This window comes from Microbacterium sp. NPDC056569, assembly GCF_042793475.1.
GTDB lineage: Bacteria > Actinomycetota > Actinomycetes > Actinomycetales > Microbacteriaceae > Microbacterium.
In genome coordinates this window covers 547,231-572,490 of sequence record NZ_JBHTUV010000001.1, presented here as the reverse complement: position 1 = coordinate 572,490, position 25,260 = coordinate 547,231, and the positions used below count along the sequence as shown (strand labels likewise).

The following is a 25,260-nucleotide window of genomic DNA, read 5'->3' as shown; positions in this document are numbered from 1 at the left end:
GCCGGCGGGCTGTTCCTCGGGCTGATGGTCGGCGGCATCGCCGCGCTCCTGGTCACCCGCGCCCGCAGCGGCCCCACACTCGCCTACCGCCGCGATCGCCGGGGCCGGGGAGAGGGCGACCCCGCGGAAGACCAAGCGGGGGCCCCGCCCGAAGGCGAGACCCCCAGCAGTCAGCGGCCGGACCTCACGATCCCGACCTCACGGGCATCGGCACGCATGGACAGCGGTGCAGAGCATCCCCCTGTCGTCGCGCGCGACGTGCGCGTGTGACCGTCGTACTGCGTCAGCCGTCGTACGACCACGTCCGCACGTAGTCGACCTGGAAGTCCAGGTTCTGCGTGGCGGCGCGGTTGTTCGGGTCGGGAAGGCCCCAGTAGAGCTCCGAGGGGCCGACGTGCAGGTTGAGGCGCATGTGGAGCGGGCTGCCGAAGTAGTCCTTGTTCCACAGCGTCGGGTTCTTCGCGGGAGTCGTCCGCGCCAGCTCCTTGCCGTCGACGATGATCGCCGCGTACGTGGGCGTCAGCTCGAAAGCGAAGGTGTGGAAGTCGGCCCAGACCGGGACCGGCCCGCCGTGCTCGCTGTGCGTCCAGAAGAACTTCTCGTTGCCGGCGGCCGACGTCTGAGTGTGCACCGTCGTGGTCGCGGAATCGATCTTCTGGTCGCGCAGGGGGCCGTCGTCGTAGCCCCAGGCCTCCATGATGTCGATCTCGCCGGAGTTGCTGTTGCGCAGCCAGAACGCGGCGAGGGCTCCGAACGTGTTGGGTCCGGTCGGCACTTTGGCGCGGATCTCCCAGCGGCCGTACTGCTGGCCACGCGAGACATCGCCGCTGCGCAGCGAGCGCTGGTCCAGGTACCCGGTCTTGTGCCAGATCTCCTTGGGGCCGGCGCCCGACGTGCGGATGACCGGCTGGTCGAGCCAGTCGGCCCGGATGTGCATCACGCCGTTGGTGTCCACGGTCACCTGGTTCTTGTCGACCACGGCGGCATCGGGCAGGAGGCCCAGCGTGCTGCGGTCGCGGACGTTCCACTTGGTCGGGTCGACGGCGGGCTTGCCGGTCGTCGCGTCGACGTAGGTGAACTCGTCACGCCAGTCGGGAGTCCCCCACCCGGCGACGGAGCCGTCGTCCGGCGTGGTGGGCGTGGTGGGCGGGGTGGTGGTGTCGCCCGCGGAGTAGGTGGCCTTCAGGCTCGCGTCGAAGCTGATGTTCGGCGTCGCGCGCCAGTTCGAGGCCACCTGCGCGGCGAGGACGTTGGTTCCGGACTTCAGGGCGCTCACCGGCACGTCGACGGTCACCAGGCGCTGGCGAGCAGTCGTCGAGTTGGGCGCGGCCGTCGCGTAGGTGTTGGGCGTGATCTGAGCCGAGCTCGCGATGTTGGCGCGGGCGATCTCGCGGCCGTTGAGGTACACCACGACGCCGTCGTCGGCCCAGGTGGTCAGGCGCACAGACGTGGGCAGCTCGGTGCCGACGGAGAACGTCTTCTTGAAGTACGTCGCGAGCGGCTGGCTGCCCGAGACAGTCGGGAGAACGGTGTTGACGGGACCGGTGTCGCGGCCCCAGCCGAGCGGCGCCCTTCCGGTCGACCAGGCGGCGGTGTCGGTCTTCCAGCTCGAGGCCGGCGCCGTCGCCGACCGCCAGTAGCCCCAGCCGGAGCTCGCCGAGGCGACGAGGTCGGCGGTGCGCGATGTCTCGGTGCTGAGCACCGCGGTGGACGAGGTGGCTGCGAGGGCCGGTGCGGCCGCCGCGACCGAGGTGGCGGCGAGGGCGAGGGTTGTGAGGGAGGCGATGAGGTGACGATGGAATTTCTTCATAAGCGATGCACAAAGGAAAGCGCCGGCGAACCGGCGCTCGGGGTCGGGGGGCAAGGACGGTCGAAGGTCAGGTGACGCTTCGACGCTGATGATCGATTCTTACAGGGCCCGACACGCCTGCCGTGACAAATCCGTTATAAATGAGTGGTTTCTCATGGGTATCCGATGAGAAACCACTCACAGAACGGGGAACCGCGGCGTCACGAGTCCTGTGCGTCGACCGGCCCCCAGAGCTCTCGCGTGATGGCGACGGTGCTCGCGATCGACGAGCGCGAGGACGCGCCGAACACGATCGACTCGACCCTCGCGTGCTCGTGGATCCACTCCAGCGCGGGACGCGGCGCGATGGCGCCCGAGGCGAACACCGACATCGCCACCGGGCGGAACGTGCGCTCCGCGAGTGCCTGCTCGTAGCCCGAGACGCCGCCCGACATCCGGAATCCCATCGCGTTGATGTTCGCGCAGACGACGGGGTTCGAGATGCCGAGGGCATCCAGGCGGTCCAAGAGCAGCGGCAGGTTCATCGTGATGAAGCCGGGCTCCGCGCCGTAGCGCGTGCGCACGTGCCGGTCGAACGCTGCGAAGGCATCGTCGAACCCCAGGCCGAGAAGCAGGTCCACCACGACGTTCTGAAGGAAGACGACGGGGGTCTGGATGCCGTGGAACATCTTCATCTCAGCGTCGATCAGCAAGGGGATCAGACCTTCGACGTCCTTCCGCAGCACCGACCGTCCGCCCCGCAGCACCGCATCGAGCGCGCCGTCGTCGGGGAGGAACGAGCGCAGCGCGCCGAGCATGCCGTGCTCGGTCACCGCGTTCGCGTACTTGTGGGCGTACGGCATGCAGGGATAGGCGCGGAATCCGCGAAAGCGCCCGGGATCGTCCCGGACACGGTCGCAGACCTCGGCGATCCGCTCGTGCGTCGTGCACATCAACGTGCGCACACCCTCCTGGAGCGCGATCTCGATCACGTCGACGATCGATTGCGTGTCCTGGAAGCGCACAGCCTGCGCACGCGCCCGCTCCTCCGACATGTGGTTGATGCCGAAGAACTGGTTGTCGCCCAGCAGCAGCCGATCCATCGTGTGGACCGGCCTCATCGTGTCGACCGTCGTCATCCTCTCCGCCCCCATCTCCGTGGCGTCCGCCGATGCCCCTCCGAGTCCGCTCGCCGCCCAGCTGCGGTCTCGGAGGAGTGCTCGGCATCCCGCACGATCGCGTCGAGGATCGCGTCGGTCGCTGCGGCGCTGTCGAAGGAGTTCTGGCGGGCGTGATGCTCGTGAGCGTGGACGGCATCGACGAAGCTCTCGAGCTGAGCGGTGTACTCCTCGCCCCGAAGGTAGAACGAGACGGCCGGCGTGAGCTCAGTGGTGTACCGCACGTTCCAGCCGGGGTGGTAGCCCGTCGGCGGCTCGACGCCGTCGCGGAGGTACACGCGGATCTCCTGCCGGTCCGCGTAGATGCGGCCCCGCGATCCGCTGACGGTCACCGAGGTGGACATCTTCCGGTACGAGTCATCCGACCAGTTGACGGAGATGTGGGCGGTGAGTCCGTCGCCGTAGAGGAAGGTCGAATACACCTCGTCGTCGGTCTCGGCGGAGAAGATCCTGTGCAGCACCGAGCCGCGCACGCCTTCCGGTGTGCCGGCGTACCAGTTCACGAGGTCGATCGGGTGCGCCGCGTAGTCGTACAGGCAGCCACCGCCGGTCTCCCGCCGGCTCCGCCAGGTGGAGCCCTTCTGCTTCAGCACCACGGGCCCATATGCCTCGGCGAGTATATGACCCGGTCGGCCGATCGCGTCGGCGTCCAGCAGACGCTTGACCTCGCGGAAGGTCGCGATGAACCGGTTGTGGTAGCCGACCTGTGCGACGAGGCCGCGGTCGGCCGCGCGCTGCGCCAGGTCACGGGACTCGTCCGCCCTGAGCGTGAGCGGCTTCTCGCAGAACACGTGCATGCCGTGGTCGAGCGCCGAACCCACGAGGTCGGCGTGAGAACCGGTCGGCGTGGCGATGAGGACCGCGTCCGGCTGAGCCTCGTCCAGCATGCGCTCCACCGATCCGAAGGTGTGCACGCCGGTGTACTTCCCCAGCACGTCCAGCACGTAGTCGGTCGAATCGCACACGCCGACGACGTCGACGTCGTGCAGTGCACGTGCGATGGACAGGTGCGAGAGGCCCATCTTCCCGACGCCCACCACCCCCAGGCGGACGCGCGCATCCCGATCGGGCGGGCGCGAAGCGTCCTGAACCCCGGGCGCTTCTCCGTGCTGCGGGATCGTCATAGCCACGCCCCTCCGGCACGGAGTCGTCCCAGGGACCCGCGGCCACACCCGCTTGGGGGAACGGGCTGCCGTCTCACGCAATCACCGGTGTGCACCCGGCGGGTATGGCGGCCTGCGACCGCGGATCCGGTTGTTGGCGGCCGGCGACGCCGTTGTCGCCGGCCAAGTGTGTTCCGATGCGTCATCAGTACGCCCCCTTGGGTCTGACCATGACGTGCGCGGTGCGCCACATGATCATGAGGTCGGTCGCGATCGACCAGTTCTCCACGTAGCGGAGGTCGAGTCGCACGCTGTCGTCCCACGTGAGATCACTGCGCCCGCTGATCTGCCAGAGCCCGGTGATCCCCGGCTTGATGTAGAGCCGGCGACAGACGGTGCCGTCGTAGGACGTCACCTCCGAGGGAAGCGGCGGACGCGGTCCGACGATGCTCATGTCGCCGCGCAGGACGTTCACGAACTGGGGCAGCTCGTCGATCGAGAACCTGCGCAGCACCGCGCCGACGCGCGTGATGCGAGGGTCGCTCTTCATCTTGAACAGGGGACCCGCGCCCTCGTCGTGGGCGAGCAGCTCGGTGCGACGCATCTCGGCGTCAGCGACCATCGTGCGGAACTTCAGCATCCAGAACTGACGGCCGTCACGCCCCACACGCAGCTGGTGGAACAGCACCGGCCCACGCGAATCGAGCTTGATGGCGAGCGCGACGAACGGCGTGATGAGCACGATCGGCACGAGGGCGAGCAGCGACAGGACGACGTCCATGCCGCGCTTGATGGCGTGGACCCCGCCCTCGAACTCGGGGATCTTCACCTGCACGAGGGGCAGGCCGTCGAGGGGCCGCAGCGACAGACGAGGCCCGGCGACGTCGGTGAGCCGGTTGCACAGCACGAGCTCGGCCGCGCTGCCCTCGAGCTCCCATCCCAGCCGCCGCACGAAGTCGCGGTCGTTCTCCGGCGTGCTCGCGACGACGATGGCGTCGGCGCCGGCCTGGCGTCCATACGTCGCGGTGAGGCGCATCGAGCCGATCACCGGGTAGCGGTGGTCCTCGATGTCGATGGGATCGAAGACCCCGTCCGTGGTCGTCGCCCCGATGACCATATAGGCGTGATGGGGGTCATGCGCGAGCTTCTCGATGACGTACTCGACGTCCTCGCGGGTGCCGGCGACGATGACTCGTGAGACGCATTCGCCCCGTTCGCGCTCGCGGATCAGCCACTTGCGCCAGAGCCGGCGGCTGAGCACCAGGGCGACGAGGCCGCAGGGCAGCGCGACGATGAGCTGTGCGCGCAGGCCGGGCAGCTGGGCGAGGATGAACACGGTCGACAGGATGCCGAAGGCGAACCCCGTCGCATGCCCGAGGCGCATGTACTCGGCCGCTCCCGCACCCAGCACGGACGGCTCGCGCGTGCGAGCGAGCCACAGCAGCGTCATCCACGCGCAGACGACGAAGACGCCGATGCGTGCCGGACCCGCCAGCTCGGCGAGCGGCACCACACCCCCGCCCTCGAACAGCATCGCCGCGACGGCGGCTCCGGTGACGCAGGCCGCATCGGTCGCGACCAACCGTCGCCGGTAGCGCCGCTCCCACAGGTGGCGGCGCTCCAGCGACGGCTGTACGCGAGGGGCGATCGCGTCGGGAAGCGCGTCGAAGATCGGGCGCGTCAGGGGTGGACGTCGGAGGAGCGTTCGGGTCACTCCTCCGGCGCCCGTTGGCGCCGCGTTGATCGCGGTCGGCTTCAGACCGCGGTCCACCGCGCGCACGACGACGCGTCCCTAGCAGACATGTACTTCCCCGTCGGACGGCACGACGACAACGTCGAGCAGACCAACCCCAGTGCGCAGACCCGGCCGGGTTGTCGGGTCATGGGAAACGAAGTTTCGGGTGCTTCATCCCCCTGCGCGTTGTCACTGTACGCCCGCCGGACGACGACCGGAAGAGTTTCCGTCGGAAAACTTGACACACCTTAAGGGAAACCGCTAATGGGTCTCAGGCAGGGCCCGCCCGCGTCACCCGATGAGGTTGATCAGCGCGTCCAGCCCCATGCCGTAGTTGATGCGCACGGTCGGCAGGGCGAGCTTGTCGGTGCCGATCGTGACGTAGCCCGGCTCGATGGTGCGGGCCATCTCCCAGCCGGCCTGGCGCAGGCCCTCTTTCGCCGTGTCGTTGTGGTGCCCGAAGGGGTACGCCATGATCTCCTTCACACCGAGCACGCCGTACGACGCCTCCATGTCGGCCGCGATCTCGGGCACCGAGAGGTTCGTGATGAGGCCGTCGCCGTTCGCTCCCGCGCGATGCATGTCGTGGGTGTGGGACCGGCGCAGCACGTAGACGTTCGGCGGCGGATCCTGCCGGTAGGCGGTGATCATGAACGAGGTCGTGAGCACCTTGTACTTGTCGACCAGTGGGGCGGCGAGGTCGAACCAGGTCTGGTCGGCGTCGTCGTCGGTGACGATCACCGAGTGGTTCGGCAGGAACAGGCGTCCGTCGATGAACGCCGACAGCTCGTCCCACGTGGGCAGGTAGAACCCGGTCGTCGCGATGTGGTTCATGTGCGCGTCGAAGTCGCCGACGTACGCGTAGTTGCCGCGGAGCCACCCGCTCTCGCCCTGCGGGTTGGCGGTGAACTGGTGGTACATGAGGATCGGGATGCGGGCGTCCTCGGCCACGTTCTGCTCCGGGCTCATCCACGCACCGTGCAGGGTCACGCGCTGATCGGTGCACACGACGGGCTCCGACCCGTTGACCCGCCCCGGGATCGCGAAGGCCGCGGCGTCCGCGGGCGTCGCGTACCAGCCGGCGAACACGAGCCCGTCGCGTGACGGGATCGGGAGACCCGCATACAGCGCCCCCTGCGTCTGCAGCATCGGCGCGTCGGCGACGCCGTCGCCGGCGAAGCTCACCGCGCACGCCGCGGGGTCGGTGGTGGAGGCGAGCAGCTGTTCTTCGGGCGTGAGCGGCGTCGGGGTGGGAGTCGGCGTGGCCGATGCAGGAGCGGGGGGCGCAGCATCCGTCCCGTCATCGTCCGCGCCGGCGCGGGCGAACCCGATCGCGGCGACCGTGCCGCCGATGATGGCGAGCAGGACGACGGCGCCCGCGATGCCCGCGAACAGGCGGCGGCGGCGAACCCGCGCCGACGGCCGTCGTGCGGGTGGTGTGCCGAACGTGGCCATACGACTCCCCGGGTCCGGTACCGCGCGTCCCCACGTGCGATCTCTGAGGGGATGCTACCCGGATGCTGCGCCCCGCCGTCCGTCCGCAGCGCGGGTTGTGGATGATCGGGCGGACGTGCACGACGACCGAGCGCCCGGTGGAGTGGATCCACCGGGCGCTCGGTGCGGGGAGACCGCTTCGCGGCAGTCCCCTGCTGTCTCAGCCCTGCACTCCCGCGAGTGCGTTGATCGCCGTCACCAGCGCCGAGTCCGTCGCGGCGCCCGACTTGCGTGCGGCGTTGTCGAGCTGCGCGACAATCGCGCGCCCGGCGGCGTTGCCTGCCGCGAGCGTCTCGGCCTGGTCGACGTGCTTGCGCACCTCGCCGATCGCCTTGGCGCTGAGCGTGCCCGCGCGCTCAGCCTGGTCGACGTACGAGCGGACGACCGCGAAGCTCGGCGCGTGCGTGAACTTCGTCTGCCCCTGCACGTTCGTCAGCGTCGACGAGACCTCGGACGCCGCCGCGATCTCGTTGGCCGAGAGGAACGCGGTCGGAGTCAGTGCGTGGCTGTCGAAGCCGCGCGCGATCTCGCTGCCCAGGATGTTGCCGTTGTACCAGTACGTCGACCAGTAGCCGCCGGTGACCAGCGACGTCGCGCTGATCGGGCCGCGGTCGAAGTAGCCGATCTCCACCGGGTTCGCGCTGTCGGTGAAGTCGAACACCGACAGACCGCCCTGGTACCACGCCTGCACCATGATGTCGCGACCGGGCACCGGAACGAGCGAGCCGTTGTGGGCGACGCAGTTCTCGGTGGTGGTCTGCACCGACGGGATCTTGTAGTAGCTGCGGAACTCGAGCTTGCCGTCGACGATGTCGTAGATCGAGTTCGCACCCCACTCCGGCCTGTCGGTGGCACGGCAGCGCGCACCGCTGCCGCCGCCCCACTCGTCCGTGAACACGACGGTGGTGCCGTCGTTGTTGAACGTGGCGGAGTGCCAGTACGAGTAGTTCGGGTCGGCGACCGCATCCAGGCGCACCGGGTTGACCGGGTCCGAGATGTCGATCAGGATGCCGTTGCCCTGGCAGGCGCCCGCGGCCAGGCCGATCTCGGGGTACACCGTGATGTCGTGGCACGCGTTCGTGTTCGGGTTCGGCGAGTAGTTCGCACCCGACGGATGCGTCGGCTGCGTCGGGCCGTTCTGCAGGCCGTTCAGGGCGCCGGTGGCGGGGTCGGCGAACAGTCGCGGCTCGCTCACGACGGCAGCGTCCTGAGGTGCCGCGAGCGGGACCTTGATGACCTCGATCCGCCACAGCGACGGATTCTCCGACGCCGGGTTGGTGCTGTTGTTGCAGCTCGCCATCTGCGCCGTGCTGCGCACGCCGGCCGTTCCCGACACGTAGACGTACACGTTCTCGTCGTCGGCGGGAGAGTCGACCAGCGTGTGGGTGTGCGAGCCTCGGCACGTCTGAACAGCCGCAACCTGCACCGGGTTCTGGATGTCGCTGATGTCGAAGATGCGCACACCCCGGAACACCGTGGACGCAGGGTTCGTCGAGCAGTCGACGCGCGCGCTCGTCGCCTCGACCGACATGAAGAGGAGGTCGCCGTAGACCGACACGTCGTTCTGGCTGCCCGGACACACCATCGACGACTTCAGCACCGGCGCGTTCGGATCGGAGATGTCGTAGAACTGCACACCGTTGTAGTTGCCGACGACGGCCGTGTCGTCGAAGAACGCGAGGTCGGAGTTCACACTGAACTGGGACAGCTTGGCCACGTTGGCCAGGTGCTGCACGCCGCTCGCGGCGACGCCGGCATCGGCGAGACCCGGGGAGAGGTCGTCACGCGGGTCGGCGGCCGCGCTCGCCGTCATGGCGCTCGCCGTCATCAGGGATGCGCCCAATGCCGCTGCGCCGATCATCGCGAGGGTGCGATTTCTCCAGCGTGATCGCGGGCTGTGGGGAGATTTCATGCGGAGCCTTTCTGTCACGAGACGTTGTCGTTCTGTCAAGGTGTTGCATACTGCCGAGCACATACCGCTGAACCCGTGGTTCCGACGCGGAGCACTTCGTGAACTCCAAACCCGATGGAGTTATCTGGGAACATAGCGGCATGTTGTGAGGCGACGCCACAGATGTGGTCGAATTCACGTGAATGGTCCGTAGGTGATCGACAAGAGATGCGGGGCTCCGATGACGACAGCCGGCCGATTCGCAGGCGCTGCAGCGGCGGTGGTGCTGGTGCTGGGGCTCACGGCCTGCACCGCGACCGAAGAAGAGCCCCTGCGGCTGGCGACGGCCCCGGTCGTGCAGCCCGGCGCACCCGGCGAGCCGAACCGCACGCTGTCGCCCGAGGAGGCGGCACAGCTCACCGGCGCCGGCTACGTCGAGGCGGATGTGCTCTTCGTCCGCGACATGCTCCACCACCACTCGCAGGCGCTGCAGATGACCGGCTATGTGCCGGACCGCACCGGCAACCGCGACATCCTGCTCCTCGCCGAGCGGATGGACGTGAGCCAGACCGACGAGATCGCCCTCCTCGAGAAATGGCTGCAGGACCGCGGCGAGCCGGTGCGCGACCCCGACGAGTCGCACGGCGCGCACGCCGCGGAGATGCCCGGTCTGCTCACCGACGCCCAGCTGGCGCAGCTCGAAGCGGCTCGCGACGACGAGTTCGACCGGCTCTTCCTCGAGTTCATGATCATCCACCACTCGGGCGCCGTGGAGATGGTGGGCGACCTCTATCAGGCCGGGGGCGGCCTCGAGACCGAGCTCGACATCATGGCCAGCCACATCGAAGCCGATCAGAACATCGAGATCGAGCGCATGCGCGGGCTGCTCGGCGACTGAGCCGCACGACTCGGCCGGGCGCCGTCGCCGTCCTGCCGATACGCTCGGTCCCGTGCTGCCGCCCGACTGGATCGAACACCGTCGCGCCGACGGCGAGATCCTCGGCTGGATGCTCGCCGCGAACGACGGCTTCCGGGTCTTCGACCTGCTCGGCCGCGAGCGCACGCCGGAGGGGGCGGACGGGATCGACTGGCTCGCCGCGGAGGAGCTGCTCGACGACCTGGGCATCGGCTACCTCGCCGACCGCTGGACTCTTCTCCTCCCGGACGGCACCGAGCGCCCCGTGCGCATCGCCGAGGCGAGCGCGCGCGGCGTGACCGTCGTCGCCGACGAGTTCGGCGCGGCCTCGGCCGTCGGCGCCGACCCCGAGCGCTTCCGCCTGCCGTTCCCGGTGACCGGCGCGCTCGCGCCCCGCTGATCCCGCGTCACACCCTGGGAGCCGCCCCGCCTCGGTGGGTACAGTGAGGCCATGACGACGCTCGTGCTCACCCTTGTCGGAGGCGATCGGGCCGGTCTCGTCGCGGCCGTCGCCGATGTGGTCGACCGGCACGGCGGCAACTGGGAGAACAGCCAGCTCGCCGAGCTGTCGGGCGTGTTCGCCGGGGTCGTCGAGGTCTCGGTCGTCCCGGCACGCGCCGACGAGCTCCGCGAGTCGCTGTCGGTGCTGGACGGGCTGCTCTCCGTGACGGTCAGCACCGGGTCCGAGCCTTCCCCGGAAGCGGCCGCCATGCGTCCGCTCACCCTCCAGGTGATCGGCAATGACCACCCGGGCATCGTCAGGGAGATCACGACGGTGCTGCGCTCCCACGACATCAGCATCGACCGCATGACCACCGAGACGCGTGAGGCGGCCATGTACGGCGGCCGGCTGTTCGAGGCGATGGTGACCGCCCGGATCCCGGCATCCGTGGACCTCGCCTCCCTCACCCGGGAGCTGGAGCGGCTCGCGGCCGAGATCCAGGTCGACGTCACGCTCGGGCACTGAGGCCCGCGGCGCCGCCGGCTGTCAGGAGAGGTCGCGCAGCCTCGCGGCGAGGCCGGTGCCCTCGCCGGCCCGTCGCTCGTAGCCGACGGCGATGATCAGCAGCACCGCGCCGACCACCGACAGCGTGATCCACCACGGCATCGCCTCGATGCCGCGCCCGATCTGCACCATGAACGCGAGCACGTTCTCGACCGGCAGCACGATGATCCCGATGAGGAACGGCGCCGCGAGGCGCTGCGTGGCGCCCACCAGGATCGCTGCGAGGGCGATCCCCATCACGAGGATCGCGCGCCACGTCCGCGGGTCCGTATAGGTCGCGGCGACCGAGGCGCTCAGCATCGTGACGAGTCCGGGGGCGAGCAGCGGCCACGATCCGGTCCAGCCCGCGGGCCACGTCTCCAACGACCGCCGCGGCGGGAACTCCGCGGGTCGCCGCAGGGCGAGCGCACCGGCCGCGAGGAGGAACAGCCCGAGCGGCAGCGAGAACCATTCGACACGCAGGTCGCGCGGGCTCCACGCGACCACGCCCGTCACGAACGACACCGCGAACAGGAACCACACGGGCGGCAGCGACGTCGGCGCGCGGAGGCCCCGCGCGGCGACGGTCACCATGAGCGCCAGGTATCCCAGCAGCAGCGCCCACATCGTCCAGATGACGGACCAGTCGCGCTCGATCGCCGGCCAGGCCGCGACGCCGAGGATCAGGACGGCCGGGGCCCCGAGCCAGCGGGTCTCGGCGAGCAGGGTCGCCGGCGCCGCCGCGAGGTGCAGGGCCCGTGCGGCGCTCGCTGCGGCGCCCGCTCCGACGAGTCCGAATGCGAGGGCCGCGACGATGAGCGGATCCGTGGGCGCGGCGTCCAGACCCGTACCCCATCGCACGCCCTGCACCGCGGCGGCCGCTGCGGCGACGATGGCGACCGCGAGTGTCGGCACGCGGAGCGTCCGCAGGCGGCGGACGCGCGGAGCGGACGAGCGGGTGACGACGACGGATGCCGCGACCAGCGCCCACGCCGCGCCGACGAGCGCGTACGCCCGGGCGGGGAAGCCGGGGTCGATCGTGAGCGCGGGGATCGCAGCATCCGTTCCCTGCAGCGCCAGTGCGATCAGCACCGGCAGCACCGCGACGCCGAGTCCGACGGAGTAGAGGCCGATCGAGGGGCGACCGCGCGCGGTCAGCCAGGCCGCCACGACCGCCGAGCCGAGCGCAGGCGGCAGCAGGTACGGCTCGAGGCCCGTGACGCCGGCGATGCCCCACGCGCTCCACAGCGCGCCCGTGAACGCCGCGCCGGCGAGCGGCCACGCGTAGCGGCGCGGCGAGAACACCGCGGTCGCGACGAACCCGACGCCCAGGATCACCAGCACGAGGAGCGTCGTGGGCAGTCCCGCGGACGTGCGCACGAGCGACAGTGCGACCGCGATCGCGGCCGTGAGCAGAGCGGATGCCTCGACCGCGAGCCGCGCGGTCCTCGGGTGAGGTCCCGGCAGGCGGCGGGCGAGCGCGGCGGCGAACCTGTCGGCCGACGCCAGCACGCCCGCGACGACGCCGGCGATGACGGGGAGCACGATCGGCGACCCGCTCATCGGCAGCAGCTGTGCCCCGAGGCACACGGCGACCACGGCGACGGCGGGCACGAGGGTGGCGGCGGCGAGCGTGCGCACGACGATCCCCAGCCCGGGTCGAGTCGTCGTGACGAGCGTCAGGGCGAGGCAGAAGATGACCGCCGTCGACAGGGCGGTCCAGCCGCTGCGCTCGAAGACCACCTGCAGCACGCCGACCGCGAAGGGAACGGCCGTCACGGCGAGCACGGCATGCCATTCCCGCGACGGCACCCGCCTGGCGAACGTGACCGCGATCGCGACCGCTCCGGCGGCGCACGTCGTCAGGCAGACCACCACGAGCGGGTCCGCACCCGCGCGCGTGAGGGCGGTCGCGAGCACCACCAGTGCGTAGGCGAACCCGACGCCGACGTGCACGAACCGGGCTGCGCGCGGCACGGTCAGCGCGAGCACCCCGAGCGTCGCGACGACGGCGGCTCCCGCCCACACCGTGAGCTCGTCGATGTGCCACGACAGCACCGCGGCGAGCACGACGGTCGCATGCGCGCCGACGACGAGCGGCATGCGGGCCGCCGCGGAGGCATCCGGCATCCGTGCGACGACCACCGCGCCGGCGACGACCGCGGCGACGAGCCCCACCGCGACGCGGGCCCACACCTCGATGCCCGGCAGCGTCAGCACCGTGAGGAAGGCGAGCACCGCGTACCACGCCCCGAGGAACCCGAGCCAGCGGGTGCCGAGGGGCGGCGGCCGCCACGCGCCGGTGGCGCGTTGGGTGTCCGGCGTTCGGGGCGTGTCGGGTGCGTTCGGGGCGTGCACTGGGCGCCCCGACCGTTCGGTAGGCGCCCCGAACGCGGGGAGCGGGACGGATGCTGCGCCCCCGGCCGTTCCGGCGCTGGCGGCGCCGTGCGGGGTCGTGATCGCGGCGAACGACGCGAGCGAGATGGCCAGGGCCGTCAGACCCACGGTGAGCCCGAGCGCCGTCGTCGGCAGGAGGACCGCGCCGCCCCTCGCGCCGGCGACGACGCCGGCCAGCGTCAGGAACGCGGTGAGCGTCGGGATGACGGCGACGGTTGCGACGACCGTGACCGCGCCGGCGAACAGTGCGCCGCGCGAAACCACGCGGTGCAGCGGGGCGAGGGCACCGACCACGACCAGCCCGAGACCGGCGGCGACCGGGAAGGACGCGAACCAGCCGCTCCCGCTCTCCGTGGTGAGCGGGAGCACCGCCACGGCGCCGACGATGGCGGCTCCGGCGACACCGCTCCACAGCGCACCGGCGGCGTGTCGCGCGGACGCGACGGCGACGGCCGCGATCGCCACCAGGGTCGCGCTCGCGAGGTGCGCGGGGGAGACGCCGGTGGCGGCATCCGTTCCCCATACCGCTGTCAGCGCCGCAGCCGCGAACCCGACCTGCGCGGCGGTGAGGGTCACGACCTCGGCGGTGAGCGGGCGGTCGAAGCCGGCCGGCCCTCGCGCGGCGAGCGAGACGAGGGCGCCGGCAGCCGCCGCGGAGGCGAGGCAGCCCGCCGTCGTCGCGAGCGCCGAGGGAGAGGCCAGGGCGAGCATGAGCGGGACGAAGGCGAGTGCGACGAGCCCGCTCCAGAGCCACGCGCGGATGCCCGCGCGCGGGCCGAGCACGGCGAGCGCTCCGCCGGCGAGCAGGGTCGCGATGGCGGTGAAGACCCAGCGGTTCACGCCGGCCGGCAGCAGGGCGACGACCGTCGTCACGGTGAGGGCGAGGAAGACCACCCCGAGGGCGCCGATGGCCTCGGCCGAGAAGCGGAGCCCGCGGCGCGCGAGGAATGCCGATCCGCAGAGGAACGCCGCAGCGATGGCCCCGACGATCGCGGCGCGCGCGGACGGGTCGGCGAGATCGGGATTGAAGAACGTGAACACCATCGCGGCGACGGCCACGAGTCCCGCGCCCGCGACCGCCAGGACGGACTGGACCGTCGCCGAGGATCCGGCGCGGGGGCCGACGTCGATCGGGGCAGCCGCGGGGGCGGCCGGGGTCTGTGCCGTCTCCGGCGCGGAGGCATCGACGACCCCGGCGGTCGCGACCGGCACGATCGGCACCCGGTCCAGGATCGCCTGGCGTGCCCGCAGCGCATCCACCGCGTCCTGCGACGCCGCCCACAGGTCGCGGCCGATCGCGCCCCGGAAGTCCGCTCCGCACGCCGGGCAGCGTCGCTCGGCGACGATGCCGGAGCCGCACACCGGGCAGCGCACGACGTCGAGCAGTTCGGCGATCGCCGTGGCGCTCCACGCCGCCGGCCGCGCACCCGCCGGCGCCGCGCTCATGCCGAGCCCTCGTTGGCGGCGATCGCGGCCGGATGGTCGTCGGGCACCCACTCCAGGATGTCGCCCGGCTGGCACTCCAGCACGCGGCAGATCGCGTCGAGCGTCGTGAACCGCACCGCCTTCGCGCGGCCGTTCTTGAGCACCGAGACGTTCGCGGGCGTGATGTCGATCGCGGCGGCGAAGTCGGTGACCGACATCTTCTTCTTCGCCAGCTGCACGTCGAGGTTGATGATGATCGGCATCACACCACCTCCGAGAGATCGTGCTCGAGCTGCGACGCTTTGCGCAGCAGGCCCCGCAGCACCACGATCAGCAGCGACAGCCCGGCGCCAACGACGACTCCCAGGAGCAGGAGCAGCGTGATCGACGGCGTCATGAATCCGGTCAGGCTCAGCGCGACGAGGGCGACGAGCACGAGGAAGGTCGCGAACGCGACGGCCGCGAGGCTCACGTCGACGTCGGGGAACGCGCTCTCGCTGAAGATGCTGTCCTCGCGCACGAGGGACAGCAGCCGCCACACGCACACGAGCACGACCTGCACGCACGCCAGGAAGAGGATGCCGACGATCGTGCCCGGGATCTCGAAGTAGGCGATCTCGGAGTAGCGCACTGCCGACTGCGCGGCGACAGCCGGAACCACGAACACCTGGCAGCACAGCAGGAGCACCAGCAGTGCCGCGATGAGGACTTTCAGGACGACGATCGTGGTGCGGTGCATGCGCCTGCCTATCGATAAACAGTATGTATCTATCGATGAACAATAGCCGCAGCAGACGCCCTCTGCGCAAGTGGCAGGTGCTGAACCCGCGCCGACTCCCGCCGGGGGTGGTCCATGGGGGAGGTGCCGAGTACCGTGCCGACGCATGGGGTCGCTCATCTACTTCAACTCCGCGTCGCTCGACGGCTACATCGCCGGCCCCGACGGCCGATGGGACTGGGCGACGCCCGACGCCGAGGTGCACTCGTTCGTCAACGACCTCTTCGCGCCGGCGACGACCCACCTCTACGGCCGCAGGGTCTACGAGGTGATGAAGGTGTGGGACGACCTCGAGCTCGACGAGCTGTCGCCGCCCGAGCGCGAGTTCGCTGTGCAGTGGCGCGATATCGACAAGATCGTCTACTCGACGACCCTCGACGCCGTCACCACCCGCCGCACCGAGCTCCGCGCCTCGTTCGATCCCGCCGAGGTGCGACGGATGACGGATGCCTCGGCCACCCCGATCGCGATCGGCGGCGGTCGGCTGGCCTCGGTCGCAGCGCGCGCGGGCGTCCTCGACGAGGTGCACATCGTGATCGCACCGGCCGTGGCCGGCGGGGGCATCCGCTTCCTCGACGAAGGGCTGCGGCTCGACCTCGAGCTCACCGACGAGCGCCGCTTCGCGAACGGGTCCGTGTACCTCGCCTACCGCGTGCGGCGGTGAGGTAAAACGAAACCCCCGCGATGTAGAAGCTACGCGGGGGTTTCAGTGGCTCCGACCGGCATCGATCCGGTGACCTTTCGATTTTCAGTCGTCGCTGAGGGCGTCCGTTTGGGTCGGATTGGGTCCGGTATCCGCGGAATCACGCGGATTGGGCCTCCCCAGGATCCGCCTCGATCGGGCCGGATCTGCCGCGTTCGTGGGTGAATTGTGGGCAAAGGTCGATCCCTCGGGAGAGCCACTTCGTGTGATGTATCAGGACCTGGTGACGTTGAAGGTGGCGCCGGGGGCTGCGGACGGGGTCGGTGGCTGCTGACGTCAGCCGCTGAGAGACGGGTCTCGTTCCGCAGCGCCGCGAACCCGTGACACCTCGCCGAGTGCCCGGCCAGTTATCCACAGGTGATCTGGGGGAGAGCGTTGTCCCTCTACTGTCGTGGCTAGTGGCGACGGCACCGTGGGGGCGACCGTCGTCTTGTCCTGGGGAAGGGTGTCGATGTCTCGACTTGGCCGGTCTGCTGTCCTGGCGGTTGTGTTGGCGGTGGTGCTGGTGGTCACGCCGGTTTCGCCTGCGCTCGCGGATGTTCTCGCGGATCGCTGGATGATCGGGGAGTTCCGTCCGCTGGGGACAGTGCCGGTGCCGGACAACGGTGAGTTGGACGGTGATCAGGTCGAGTTGCTGGGGCTGCCGGTGAAGCCCGGTGAGGAGCCGGCTGTCGGTGAGGACAGTGCGGAGCTGGTTGATGTGCCCGACCCTGCGTCGGTGGCACTGCCGGCGGCGGATCTGACGACCGTGCCGGTCCCGGTCTCGACGAAGTCGGAGTTGGATACCAGCGATATGACCGCGGTGCGTCGCGGGGAGCAGTGGACCATCTTCCGCCGCGACGACGGGTCGGTGGTGCGCCGAGTGTCCCCGGAGCCGGAGAACTACCTCGACGAGGACGGCCGGTGGGTGCCGATCTCGACGGAGGTCGCCGCCACTGCGGACGGGTTCGAGGTGGCCGATCACCCGCTGGAGCCGGAGTTCGCCGCGAACGCGGGCGACGTCGACGTGGTCACGGTGACCGAGCAGGGCCACCGGGTGACGCTCACCCCGGTCGGGTTCGAGGGTGCCGATGCGGAGAAGCTGACCGACGATGAGCGTGACGGTGTGGTGTACGAGGGTGTGCGGCCCGGGATGGATCTGGAGTATGAGGTCGAGCGGACGCAGGTGAAGGAGACTCTGATCCTGCACAGGCTGCCCTCGGGGGCGGCGTCGTGGAGTTGGGTGCTGGATCCGGGAGCTCTCACTCCGGTGCTGGATGAGGCGGGCGCGGTGTTGTTGAACGACGCGGCCGGGCAGACGGTGGTGGCGATCCCGACGCCGGTGGCGTGGGACTCCTCGGGGGTGAAGGGGAAGTCGTCGGATGTGGTGATCAACCCGACCTCGGCGCTGTCGCAGGCAGCGGACGGGTCGTGGCGGTACACGCTGACGGTTGATGCGGGGTGGTTGAAGGCGTCGGATCGGGTGTTCCCGGTGTATGTGGATCCGACGTTGGCGACGGGGGCGTCGTATGTGAAGTCGTACAAGTCCGACGGGGTGGTGTACAACGGGCAGGCGCACACCGGGAACACGCGCCAGTCGAACACGAACGTGTACTGGCGTGCGTTCACCTCTTACCCGTACGGGTCGGCGCCGGGGCAGTTCATCGGCAACGCGTCGCTGCGTTACCTGTACGCCGGTGAGGGAACCAGCGCCGACCTGCCGTTGTGGGTGAACTGGGCCAGCTGCAACACCAGCTATCACTGTGTCGGGCAAGATATCGGCAGCGTCACCTTGGGTGGCGGCGATGCGTGGACGGCGGGCACCAACGACACTGCGTTGTCGCAGCTGCTGGCGGCCCAGTTCGCGGCCGGTGACACCGGGGTGACGTTCGTCACCCGTGGGTCGGAGGGCGGCAGTTACACGCACAAGCGGATCAACACCGAACTGTACGTCGACTATTGGAGCTGGCCGTCGGTATGGCTGTAGAACGGCACCGGCACCCCCGGTAACGGCGCCACCGGTGCGTCGGCGACGCCGACGCTGCGGTGGAACGGCAGCGAGTCGTCTCCGCATTCGGACATCAAGAACTACTTCATCGAGGTGTCGGCGAACGCCGACCTGTCCTCGCCGGTGTGGACCGGCGGGTGGACTTCGGCGACGACCGCGACGGTGCCGGAAGGGATTCTGCAGTCGGGCACGAAGTACTACTGGCGCGTGCGGATCCGTGACGCTCACCACGGGTGGGTTGGCCAGTCCACGGAACGACTCAGCGGGGTGTGGTCGTTCACTACCAACCAAGTCCCACCGACGCCGCCGATCGGTACGGCCACACCGGGGTCGGACCCGACGCCGGAGACGGTCACCACGGTGACCCCGACGCTGCAGGTGGATGCGGTCACCGACCCGGACAGCCACCCGGCCGGCGCGACCATCACATACGAGTTCAAGATCGCCACCGGCATGGACGGCAAGTCGGGTGCCGTCTACACCTCCGGGCCGGTGAACGCGGACGCGAACGGCAAGGTCCGGTGGACCGTGCCGGCGGGTGTGCTGCGTGACGGGGGCGTGTACGCGTGGGTGGTGCAACCCAGCGACGGGCTGAGCAAGAACGCCAACCCGGCGTGGTCGAAGAAGATCAAGGTCGACCTGCGTCTGGGGGCGACGGGCCCGTCCCCGTTCGACACCGCGGGGCCGGTGACCGTGAACCTGGCGAACGGGAACGCGAACCTGTCGTTCTCGTCGCCGACGGTGAGCACGCTGGGCGGTCCGATGGGGATGTCGTTCAGCTACAACTCGCAGCATGTCGCCGGCGCGAACCAGGGACTGGTCGGCTGGTACTACAACGGGCGGGATGCGCTCGGCAACCCACCGTCGACGCCAGCAGGGTACACGTTCGCCGGGAAGCAGCCGATCCAGGTCCGCACCGACAAGACGATCGGGTTCGACTGGGGCACCGGCTCACCGGGCGACGGTATTGCGAGCGACTACTTCATGGCCAGGTGGGTAGGGTTCATCAAGGTTCCCTACCAGTCCGGTGGGTGGCGGTTCGGGCTGCGCCACGATGACGGTGTGGTGCTGTCGGTGAACGGCGCGAAGCTGATCGACAAGTGGGAGAACATCGCGACCGAGACCTGGAGCGGCAACGTCAGTCTGACCGGCGAGACGGTCCCGATCCAGCTCGAGTACTACGAGAACTATGGCGGCGCGAAGGTCGAGCTGCTCATCGATGACGTGAACGACGCCGAGCCGGCGAAGATCGTCCCGCAGGAGTGGCTGTCCACCACCCCGCAAGTTCTGCCGGAGGGATGGGCGTCGTCAGCACCGATCGCGGGCGCCGCCTCGGCATGGGTGTCAGCGGCGCGGGAGCAGTCCGCCGTTGTGCTCACCGATCTCACCGGCCGCACTCACACCTACACCCGCACCTCTACCGGCGGCTACACGGCCCCGGCAGGGGAGTACGGGGTCGTCAGCCTGGACGGCAACGGCCGGGTCGTGTTCACGGGGGAGGACGGCACGGTCTACCAGTTCGACGGCAACGGCCGCCTGGAATCGGCGACCCCGGTCGCGGACGGACTGAAGCCGGCCGGCCCGCAGCTCAACTACAGCAAGGGGGTCGTCACCGAGATCGTCGACCCTGTCTCTAAGAACGGGTCCACCTACGAGCGCAAGATCACCCTGGTGTATCAGAACGCCGCGCTCACCGCGTGCCCGACGCTCCCGCCCACCTACGAGCCGGCCCCGGTCGGGATGCTCTGCCAGCTCAAGTACCCCGACTCCGGGACCGACGTCAGCAAGATGACCTCGCTGTACTACTCCGCGGGCAAGGTCTGGTTGATCGAGGACCCGGGTGCGGAGCGCACCTGGTTCGGCTGGTCCGGTGATCGACTCACCGCCCTGCGCGACTCGGTCACCAGCGACTACCTGCTCAGCCTCCCCGAACCCACCGGGCACACACCGCCCACCATCGACATCGCCTACGACACCGGCGGGCGGGTGAGCAGCGTCACCCTGCCCACGGCCGATGGGTCGCAGAACGGGGCCCGGCTGAAGAAGGACTACGCCTACACCGCGGCGCAGGGCGGCCAGTTGGCGTACACCACCGTCACCAACCCGGCCGTGGCCGGGTCGACCTCGACAGTGACCTATGACGGCACCTGGCGGCAGGTGCGTACCACCAGCCCGCTCGGAGTGTGGAGCGAGCAGAAGTGGCACGGCCAGAAGGACCTGCCACTGGCCACCGCCACCTCGGTGGGAACCGTATCCACCAACGTGTACGACCCGCAGACCGACCGCCTCACCGACACCTACGGCCCGGCACCCGCTGCGTGCTTCACCGCGGAGGGCCGCACCATCGCCAACCCCGTCACCACGTCGGGGTGCGGCATCCTGCCCGCCCACACCGGCACCGTCTACGACGCGGGCCTGGCCGGGTTGCAGGCGACCTATTACAGCAACGCGTCGCTGTCGGGGAAGCCCGCGACGTTCGCGCTCGGCACCGGAACCGGTGATGGCCGCGTCGACAACTATTGGGCCGGCTCCCCGGGCACGCCCCTCCCGGCGGACTACTGGTCGCTGCGGCTGACCGGTCTGCTCACCTTCCCGGCACCCGGAACCTACACGCTGCAGGTCACCAGCGACGACGGGGTGCGGGTATGGCTGGACGACGCGAACCTGATCGATCGGTGGGTCCCGCAGAACCCGACCGCCCATCAAAGCCCCGCGATCTCCGTCGACGCCGCAGACCTCACCCGCCGCATCCGCATCGAGTACAACGAACAGACCGGCGGCGGCACCCTGCAGCTGGCGTGGAAGAAGCCCGGCGACAGCACCTTCACCGTCATCCCCGGCACCGCGTTGCGCCCGGACTACGGGCTGACCAGCACCACCACCGCGGACGACACCACCACCATCGCGGGGGCGGACGCGCCGACCGTGACCACGGCGTTCACCTACCAGCATCCGTGGCTCGGACAGGCGACCGAGTCCACCGTGGATCCGGCCGTGCTCGCACTGCGAACCAAGGTCGGCTACGAGCAGCCCGGCGACACCGGGTCGTGGCTGCGCCGCAAGACCCGGACTCTGCCCGCCGGGACCACCACCGGCGCCCCCGCCACCGCGGCCACCACCAGCGCCTACTACGGCGACCTGGAGACAGCGCCCACCGGGCAGAACTGTGTGCCCGCCGGCACGAAACAGTTCGGGGCGCTGAGGTCCACCGCCGGCCCCACACCCGCCACCGGCGCAGCGGTGGTCACCGAATACGTCTACGACGTGTGGGGGCGTATCGCGGGCACCAAAGTCTCCGGCGACACGGCCTGGTCCTGCACCACCTACGACACCCGCGGCCGCACCATCAGCCAGACCATCGAAGGCCCCACGGGCATCGCCACCCAGAGCATCACCACCCGGTACACACCCGTCACCGCGGGCCTGAAGGTGGAATCGTTCTCCGGCACCGCCCCCGCCAGCGCGGACGGCAGCACCGTGACCACCATCACCGACCTGCTCGGGCGCGTCATCTCCAGTACCGACGCGTGGGGAACCGTCACCACCACCACGTACGAGGCCACCACCGGCCGGGTCGCGACCATCGCGACCGCCGTGGTCGGACAGCCCTCATCGACCAACTCGTTCGTGTACGACCTGGACGGGAAAGTGATCTCCTACAAGGTCGACGGCCTGGAGCTTGCCGCAGTCAGCTACAACGCCCAGCAGTTGCTGCAGTCGGTGACCTACGACGGCGGGCACAGCCTCACCGCGATCACCCGCGACCAGGCGCTGCGCACCACCGGGCAGCAATGGACCCTCGGCACCGAAACCGTCACCGACACTGCGGCCAGATCCCAGTCCGGGCGCATCGTGCAACACACCCTCACCCGAGGAGCCACCACCCACACCGCCACGTACGGGTACGACGCGGCCGGTCGCCTTGTGAACGCCAGGATCCCCGGCCACGACCTCACCTACACCTTCGCCGGCACCGGCACCGGAGCCGGGTGCGGGGCAAACGCGAACACGGCGGCGGGGGCATCCGGGAACCGCACCAGCATGACGGACTCGTACACGCCGGCCGGTGCCAGCACCCCGCACCCGCAGATGAGAACGGACTACTGCTACGACTGGGCCGACCGGCTCACCCACACCACCGTCACCAACCCGACGCCGGAGCTGAACACCGTCGCCGACGGGCTCCGCCCCGCCGAGAACGGGAACCCCGCCGACATCACCTACGACGCCCGCGGGAACGTCATCCGCCTTGCCGACATGACGTTCAGCTACGACGCGGCCAACCGCCACGTCGGCACCACCTATAGCGACGGTTCCACGGTCGCGATCGTCCGAGACGTCACCGGGCGGATCATCTCCCGTACCATCGACCCCGCCGGCACCCCACCCGCGGTCACGACCCAGTACCTGTACACCGGCGCCGGCGACGCCGCGTGGGCACTGCTCAGTGGCACGGCCCTCACCCGCAGCGTCGGGCTTCCCGGTGGGGTCACCTGGACCAACACCGCGACCAGCACGACCTGGTCAATCCCGAACATCCTCGGCCACACCCTCCTCACCCGAGAAGGCACCATCAACAAGCCCACCCAGTTGTGGGACCCGTTCGGACAACCCCTCGACCCCAATACCCTGGCAATCGGCACTACCGCCGCAGACGACACCGGCCAACTCAACGGCAACACCGGTTGGCACCAGGGCGCGCTCAAAGCCGCCGAGTCCGTCGGGTCAGCGTCGGTGATCGAGATGGGGGCGCGTCTGTACGTCGCCGCACTCGGCCGCTTCCTCCAAGTCGACCCCATCGAAGGCGGCGTCGACAACGACTACATCTGGCCCACCGACCCCATCGGTTCGAATGATCTAAGCGGCAAGATGTCGGCCGACTCACTCGAGCGATGGATAAAGAAGGGGTACGTGCCAACTTCCAGGGGCGGGATCCTGGACGCACGGTGGGATCCGATAGCCGCAATCGGCCAGCGTGTGCGAAGGTCGAGTGAGAACGTATCGATCGGAATCAAGCGGTCCGTCACCAACTTCTTCAATAATCCGCAGGCGCGATCGTGGCAGGCATTGAAACCTACCGTGAGCACTTCCGGAACGGGATGCGCGATCGTGTGCTATTCGGACTCAGGAAGCTCTTGGTCTCTGGGGCTCGGCCCCAAGCTCTCGGCTGACGCCAAGGCAGGCGTGTCGTTCAACGAACCCACCTCCGCGACCAATGGTCTGATGGCTGGATGCTCGTTCTCCGGACCGGTTGGAATATACGGTGAGGTCGGGGTCTACGGAATCGGCTACAACGGCCTCGGGGTAACTGGAGGCTTCGGCGGGATGGTAGGCGTTGGGGTTGGGTGCTCGATCACCTATACCCAGTGGAGGTAAAGATGGTGTGCGATGGTGGGGATCTCCGATTCACACTGTTCCTTGCGTGGCTCGGCTTATTCGTTGCGATATTCGGAACGTTTTTGGTGAGAGCGATACAGGAGCTCAACAGTGATGGCGGAGAGTTCCGTCGCGAGTTTGCCCGAACGCTTCCTGTCTGGAGCGCGGTACCGCTGGCGGTAGTCGCACTCCTCTGGGCAGCAATCCGTGGTTCTGCATGGATGGAAGCATGCGGCTCACTCTGGTCAGCGACCCCTCTTAGTGTCGCGCTTGCGGGGGCCGCCTTCGTGGCCGCAATCACGGCAATTGTGCGGCTGGTGCTCGCCCGACTGCGTGTGCGGGGCCGCCGTGAAGAGTTGGTCGCACCTCGTCGCCGGGACTCAAGCAATGAAAGCGAAGCGGAGCCACGTCACACTTGGCGGCCAAGCAGGATCCTCATTCGGATACTGGTCGAGTATGTCTTAACGGCAGTAGCCGCGACCGTCCTGGCACTGTCCGCCTACGCAGCCGGCCAGCCGGGGATCTGAATCCTTCGGCTTCGAAGCGAATCAGGCGAGACCGAGACTCACCCCTGTCAATAGCGGCTCGATGATCTCCACTATTCGCTGTCGGCGAAGCAACATGGATTCGCCGAAACGCCCCGGGGAAGCACAAGCAAGTGGTCAGAGATATCTCGATCTGACCTGGGGTTTTACCCGATAATCACCCATATGTCAACTTGGGTTGACGCGGCCGCATCGATACCCCCGGCAACTATGCGCTCTGCAAGCCGATGACACCACGGGCCAACCTGGCGGCAACGAGCAGCAGCCGCACCCGCTGAAATACTCGACTCCGTGTCAACCGCGCTCTGGCCACAGATCATCATCGCCATCTCCACCCTCGCCGCGGCGATCATCGGTTATGTTCTCGCCGGGATCAACGATGCGCGACGAGACCGAAGAGCGTTCGACCGCGAACGAGCGGCCCGATCTGAGGACCGCAACTCCACCGCAACTTATGCGCGGCACCACCAGTTCCAGCTCGAAACCCTCCTCGCACTGCAGGAAGCGCTGCAGTCCATGGCACGCCTCACCGTCCGGGGATTACTCCACGACGAAGCTGCCGCGCGAGGCGGGAAGCTAGGCACTCTCCCCGACGATCTGGATGCTGAAATGCTCGCCAACGGAATCGAGGTCCTCAGGCTGCGGAATCGCGTACTCGACGACAACCTGCGCTTCCGCCTCGAAGAGTTCGCCCAGCGCACCAGCCAGGTGAGCATTCTGGCCTCTCAGCGCTACGCGGGACTATCAGGAGCTGCTCTCGACAACGAGTCCCGTAACGCGATCGCAGAGTACAGCGGCACTGTCGACGAGATCATGAACCACCTCGGCGCTGCCCTCCGAGCCGAACTCGACTGGGCCCCGGACGAGACCGAACCCGCCGCCTCGACCAGCCGATGAACCCTCGCCCGCCCACCCGCGCGTACGTCGTGCGCGTTTCGAGGGTCGCCTTCTCTATGAC

At 69.2% G+C, this 25,260-nt stretch carries 17 protein-coding genes; 8 read left to right on the top strand and 9 right to left on the bottom strand.

Going from position 1 to position 25,260, the window contains the following annotated elements:
• A partial coding sequence (locus ACFQ7C_RS02360) for a hypothetical protein (protein WP_378897378.1) occupies positions 1-270 on the top strand: 270 nt, incomplete at its 5' end.
• A 13-nt stretch (positions 271-283) separates the two neighbouring features.
• Here ACFQ7C_RS02360 and ACFQ7C_RS02355 read toward each other — a convergent pair.
• The 6 genes from ACFQ7C_RS02355 to ACFQ7C_RS02330 all read right to left on the bottom strand — a co-directional run bounded on the left by ACFQ7C_RS02355 (position 284) and on the right by ACFQ7C_RS02330 (position 9,127).
• On the bottom strand, positions 284-1,810 hold the full coding sequence (locus ACFQ7C_RS02355) for a family 16 glycosylhydrolase (protein WP_378897376.1): 1,527 nt from the start codon (positions 1,808-1,810) through the stop codon (positions 284-286).
• Between the two features lie 200 nt (positions 1,811-2,010).
• A complete protein-coding gene (locus ACFQ7C_RS02350; RefSeq protein ID WP_378897373.1) occupies positions 2,011-2,928 on the bottom strand; it encodes a hypothetical protein in 918 nt (305 codons plus the stop codon).
• A complete protein-coding gene (locus ACFQ7C_RS02345) occupies positions 2,925-4,091 on the bottom strand; it encodes a Gfo/Idh/MocA family protein (RefSeq protein ID WP_378897370.1) in 1,167 nt (388 codons plus the stop codon). The genes ACFQ7C_RS02350 and ACFQ7C_RS02345 overlap by 4 nt, the downstream gene beginning before the upstream one ends.
• A 184-nt stretch (positions 4,092-4,275) precedes the next feature.
• Positions 4,276-5,784 carry a sugar transferase gene (locus tag ACFQ7C_RS02340; protein WP_378897368.1) on the bottom strand — a complete coding sequence of 503 codons (1,509 nt, stop codon included), beginning with the start codon at positions 5,782-5,784 and terminating at the stop codon, positions 4,276-4,278.
• A 312-nt stretch (positions 5,785-6,096) separates the two neighbouring features.
• A complete protein-coding gene (locus ACFQ7C_RS02335; protein WP_378897365.1) occupies positions 6,097-7,260 on the bottom strand; it encodes a polysaccharide deacetylase family protein in 1,164 nt (387 codons plus the stop codon).
• 199 nt (positions 7,261-7,459) lie between these two features.
• Positions 7,460-9,127 carry an LVIVD repeat-containing protein gene (locus ACFQ7C_RS02330; protein ID WP_378897363.1) on the bottom strand — a complete coding sequence of 556 codons (1,668 nt, stop codon included), beginning with the start codon at positions 9,125-9,127 and terminating at the stop codon, positions 7,460-7,462.
• Between the two features lie 304 nt (positions 9,128-9,431).
• On the opposite strand from ACFQ7C_RS02330, the gene ACFQ7C_RS02325 reads away from it, so the two are divergent.
• The 3 genes from ACFQ7C_RS02325 to ACFQ7C_RS02315 are packed head-to-tail and all read left to right on the top strand — an operon-like array spanning position 9,432 to position 11,073.
• The gene (locus ACFQ7C_RS02325) at positions 9,432-10,088 is read left to right on the top strand and encodes a DUF305 domain-containing protein (RefSeq protein WP_378897361.1); all 657 of its coding nucleotides are present in this window, start codon (positions 9,432-9,434) and stop codon (positions 10,086-10,088) included.
• Positions 10,089-10,140: 52 nt separating this feature from the next.
• Positions 10,141-10,506: a hypothetical protein gene (locus tag ACFQ7C_RS02320; RefSeq protein WP_378897358.1), complete on the top strand. Its 366-nt coding sequence runs from the start codon at positions 10,141-10,143 to the stop codon at positions 10,504-10,506.
• 51 nt (positions 10,507-10,557) lie between these two features.
• The gene (locus ACFQ7C_RS02315) at positions 10,558-11,073 is read left to right on the top strand and encodes a glycine cleavage system protein R (protein ID WP_378897355.1); all 516 of its coding nucleotides are present in this window, start codon (positions 10,558-10,560) and stop codon (positions 11,071-11,073) included.
• A gap of 21 nt (positions 11,074-11,094) precedes the next feature.
• Here the strand turns inward: ACFQ7C_RS02315 and ACFQ7C_RS02310 are convergent, their stop codons facing one another.
• From ACFQ7C_RS02310 to ACFQ7C_RS02300, 3 genes are read right to left on the bottom strand one after another with little or no spacing between them, the layout of a single operon-like run.
• Complete coding sequence (locus tag ACFQ7C_RS02310) at positions 11,095-14,934, bottom strand: SCO7613 C-terminal domain-containing membrane protein (RefSeq protein ID WP_378897353.1); 3,840 nt, start codon at positions 14,932-14,934, stop codon at positions 11,095-11,097.
• A complete protein-coding gene (locus tag ACFQ7C_RS02305; RefSeq protein ID WP_378897350.1) occupies positions 14,931-15,176 on the bottom strand; it encodes a helix-turn-helix domain-containing protein in 246 nt (81 codons plus the stop codon). The genes ACFQ7C_RS02310 and ACFQ7C_RS02305 overlap by 4 nt, the downstream gene beginning before the upstream one ends.
• Positions 15,176-15,652: a DUF2975 domain-containing protein gene (locus tag ACFQ7C_RS02300; RefSeq protein WP_378897348.1), complete on the bottom strand. Its 477-nt coding sequence runs from the start codon at positions 15,650-15,652 to the stop codon at positions 15,176-15,178. Before ACFQ7C_RS02300 ends, ACFQ7C_RS02305 begins: the two co-directional genes overlap by 1 nt.
• Before the next feature lie 145 nt (positions 15,653-15,797).
• Here ACFQ7C_RS02300 and ACFQ7C_RS02295 point away from each other — a divergent pair, with 145 nt between their 5' ends.
• From ACFQ7C_RS02295 to ACFQ7C_RS02280, 4 genes are all read left to right on the top strand, one after another.
• On the top strand, positions 15,798-16,355 hold the full coding sequence (locus ACFQ7C_RS02295) for a dihydrofolate reductase family protein (protein ID WP_378897346.1): 558 nt from the start codon (positions 15,798-15,800) through the stop codon (positions 16,353-16,355).
• 490 nt (positions 16,356-16,845) lie between these two features.
• Complete coding sequence (locus tag ACFQ7C_RS02290; RefSeq protein WP_378897344.1) at positions 16,846-18,360, top strand: hypothetical protein; 1,515 nt, start codon at positions 16,846-16,848, stop codon at positions 18,358-18,360.
• A gap of 381 nt (positions 18,361-18,741) precedes the next feature.
• Complete coding sequence (locus ACFQ7C_RS02285) at positions 18,742-23,757, top strand: PA14 domain-containing protein (protein ID WP_378897341.1); 5,016 nt, start codon at positions 18,742-18,744, stop codon at positions 23,755-23,757.
• A gap of 836 nt (positions 23,758-24,593) precedes the next feature.
• Entirely contained in the window at positions 24,594-25,199 is a 606-nt protein-coding gene (locus ACFQ7C_RS02280; protein ID WP_378897339.1) for a hypothetical protein, read from the top strand.
• Positions 25,200-25,260: the final 61 nt, after the last annotated feature.

What these genes read in the sequence shown, in the direction of transcription:
- ACFQ7C_RS02355 (WP_378897376.1), bottom strand. Translation starts at nt 1,810, where the DNA reads ATGAAGAAATTCCATCGTCACCTCATCGCCTCCCTCACAACCCTCGCC.
- ACFQ7C_RS02350 (WP_378897373.1), bottom strand. Translation starts at nt 2,928, where the DNA reads ATGACGACGGTCGACACGATGAGGCCGGTCCACACGATGGATCGGCTG.
- ACFQ7C_RS02345 (WP_378897370.1), bottom strand. Translation starts at nt 4,091, where the DNA reads ATGACGATCCCGCAGCACGGAGAAGCGCCCGGGGTTCAGGACGCTTCG.
- ACFQ7C_RS02335 (WP_378897365.1), bottom strand. Translation starts at nt 7,260, where the DNA reads ATGGCCACGTTCGGCACACCACCCGCACGACGGCCGTCGGCGCGGGTT.
- ACFQ7C_RS02330 (WP_378897363.1), bottom strand. Translation starts at nt 9,127, where the DNA reads ATGACGGCGAGCGCCATGACGGCGAGCGCGGCCGCCGACCCGCGTGAC.
- ACFQ7C_RS02325 (WP_378897361.1), top strand. Translation starts at nt 9,432, where the DNA reads ATGACGACAGCCGGCCGATTCGCAGGCGCTGCAGCGGCGGTGGTGCTG.
- ACFQ7C_RS02315 (WP_378897355.1), top strand. Translation starts at nt 10,558, where the DNA reads ATGACGACGCTCGTGCTCACCCTTGTCGGAGGCGATCGGGCCGGTCTC.
- ACFQ7C_RS02310 (WP_378897353.1), bottom strand. Translation starts at nt 14,934, where the DNA reads ATGAGCGCGGCGCCGGCGGGTGCGCGGCCGGCGGCGTGGAGCGCCACG.
- ACFQ7C_RS02305 (WP_378897350.1), bottom strand. Translation starts at nt 15,176, where the DNA reads ATGCCGATCATCATCAACCTCGACGTGCAGCTGGCGAAGAAGAAGATG.
- ACFQ7C_RS02300 (WP_378897348.1), bottom strand. Translation starts at nt 15,652, where the DNA reads ATGCACCGCACCACGATCGTCGTCCTGAAAGTCCTCATCGCGGCACTG.
- ACFQ7C_RS02295 (WP_378897346.1), top strand. Translation starts at nt 15,798, where the DNA reads ATGGGGTCGCTCATCTACTTCAACTCCGCGTCGCTCGACGGCTACATC.
- ACFQ7C_RS02290 (WP_378897344.1), top strand. Translation starts at nt 16,846, where the DNA reads ATGTCTCGACTTGGCCGGTCTGCTGTCCTGGCGGTTGTGTTGGCGGTG.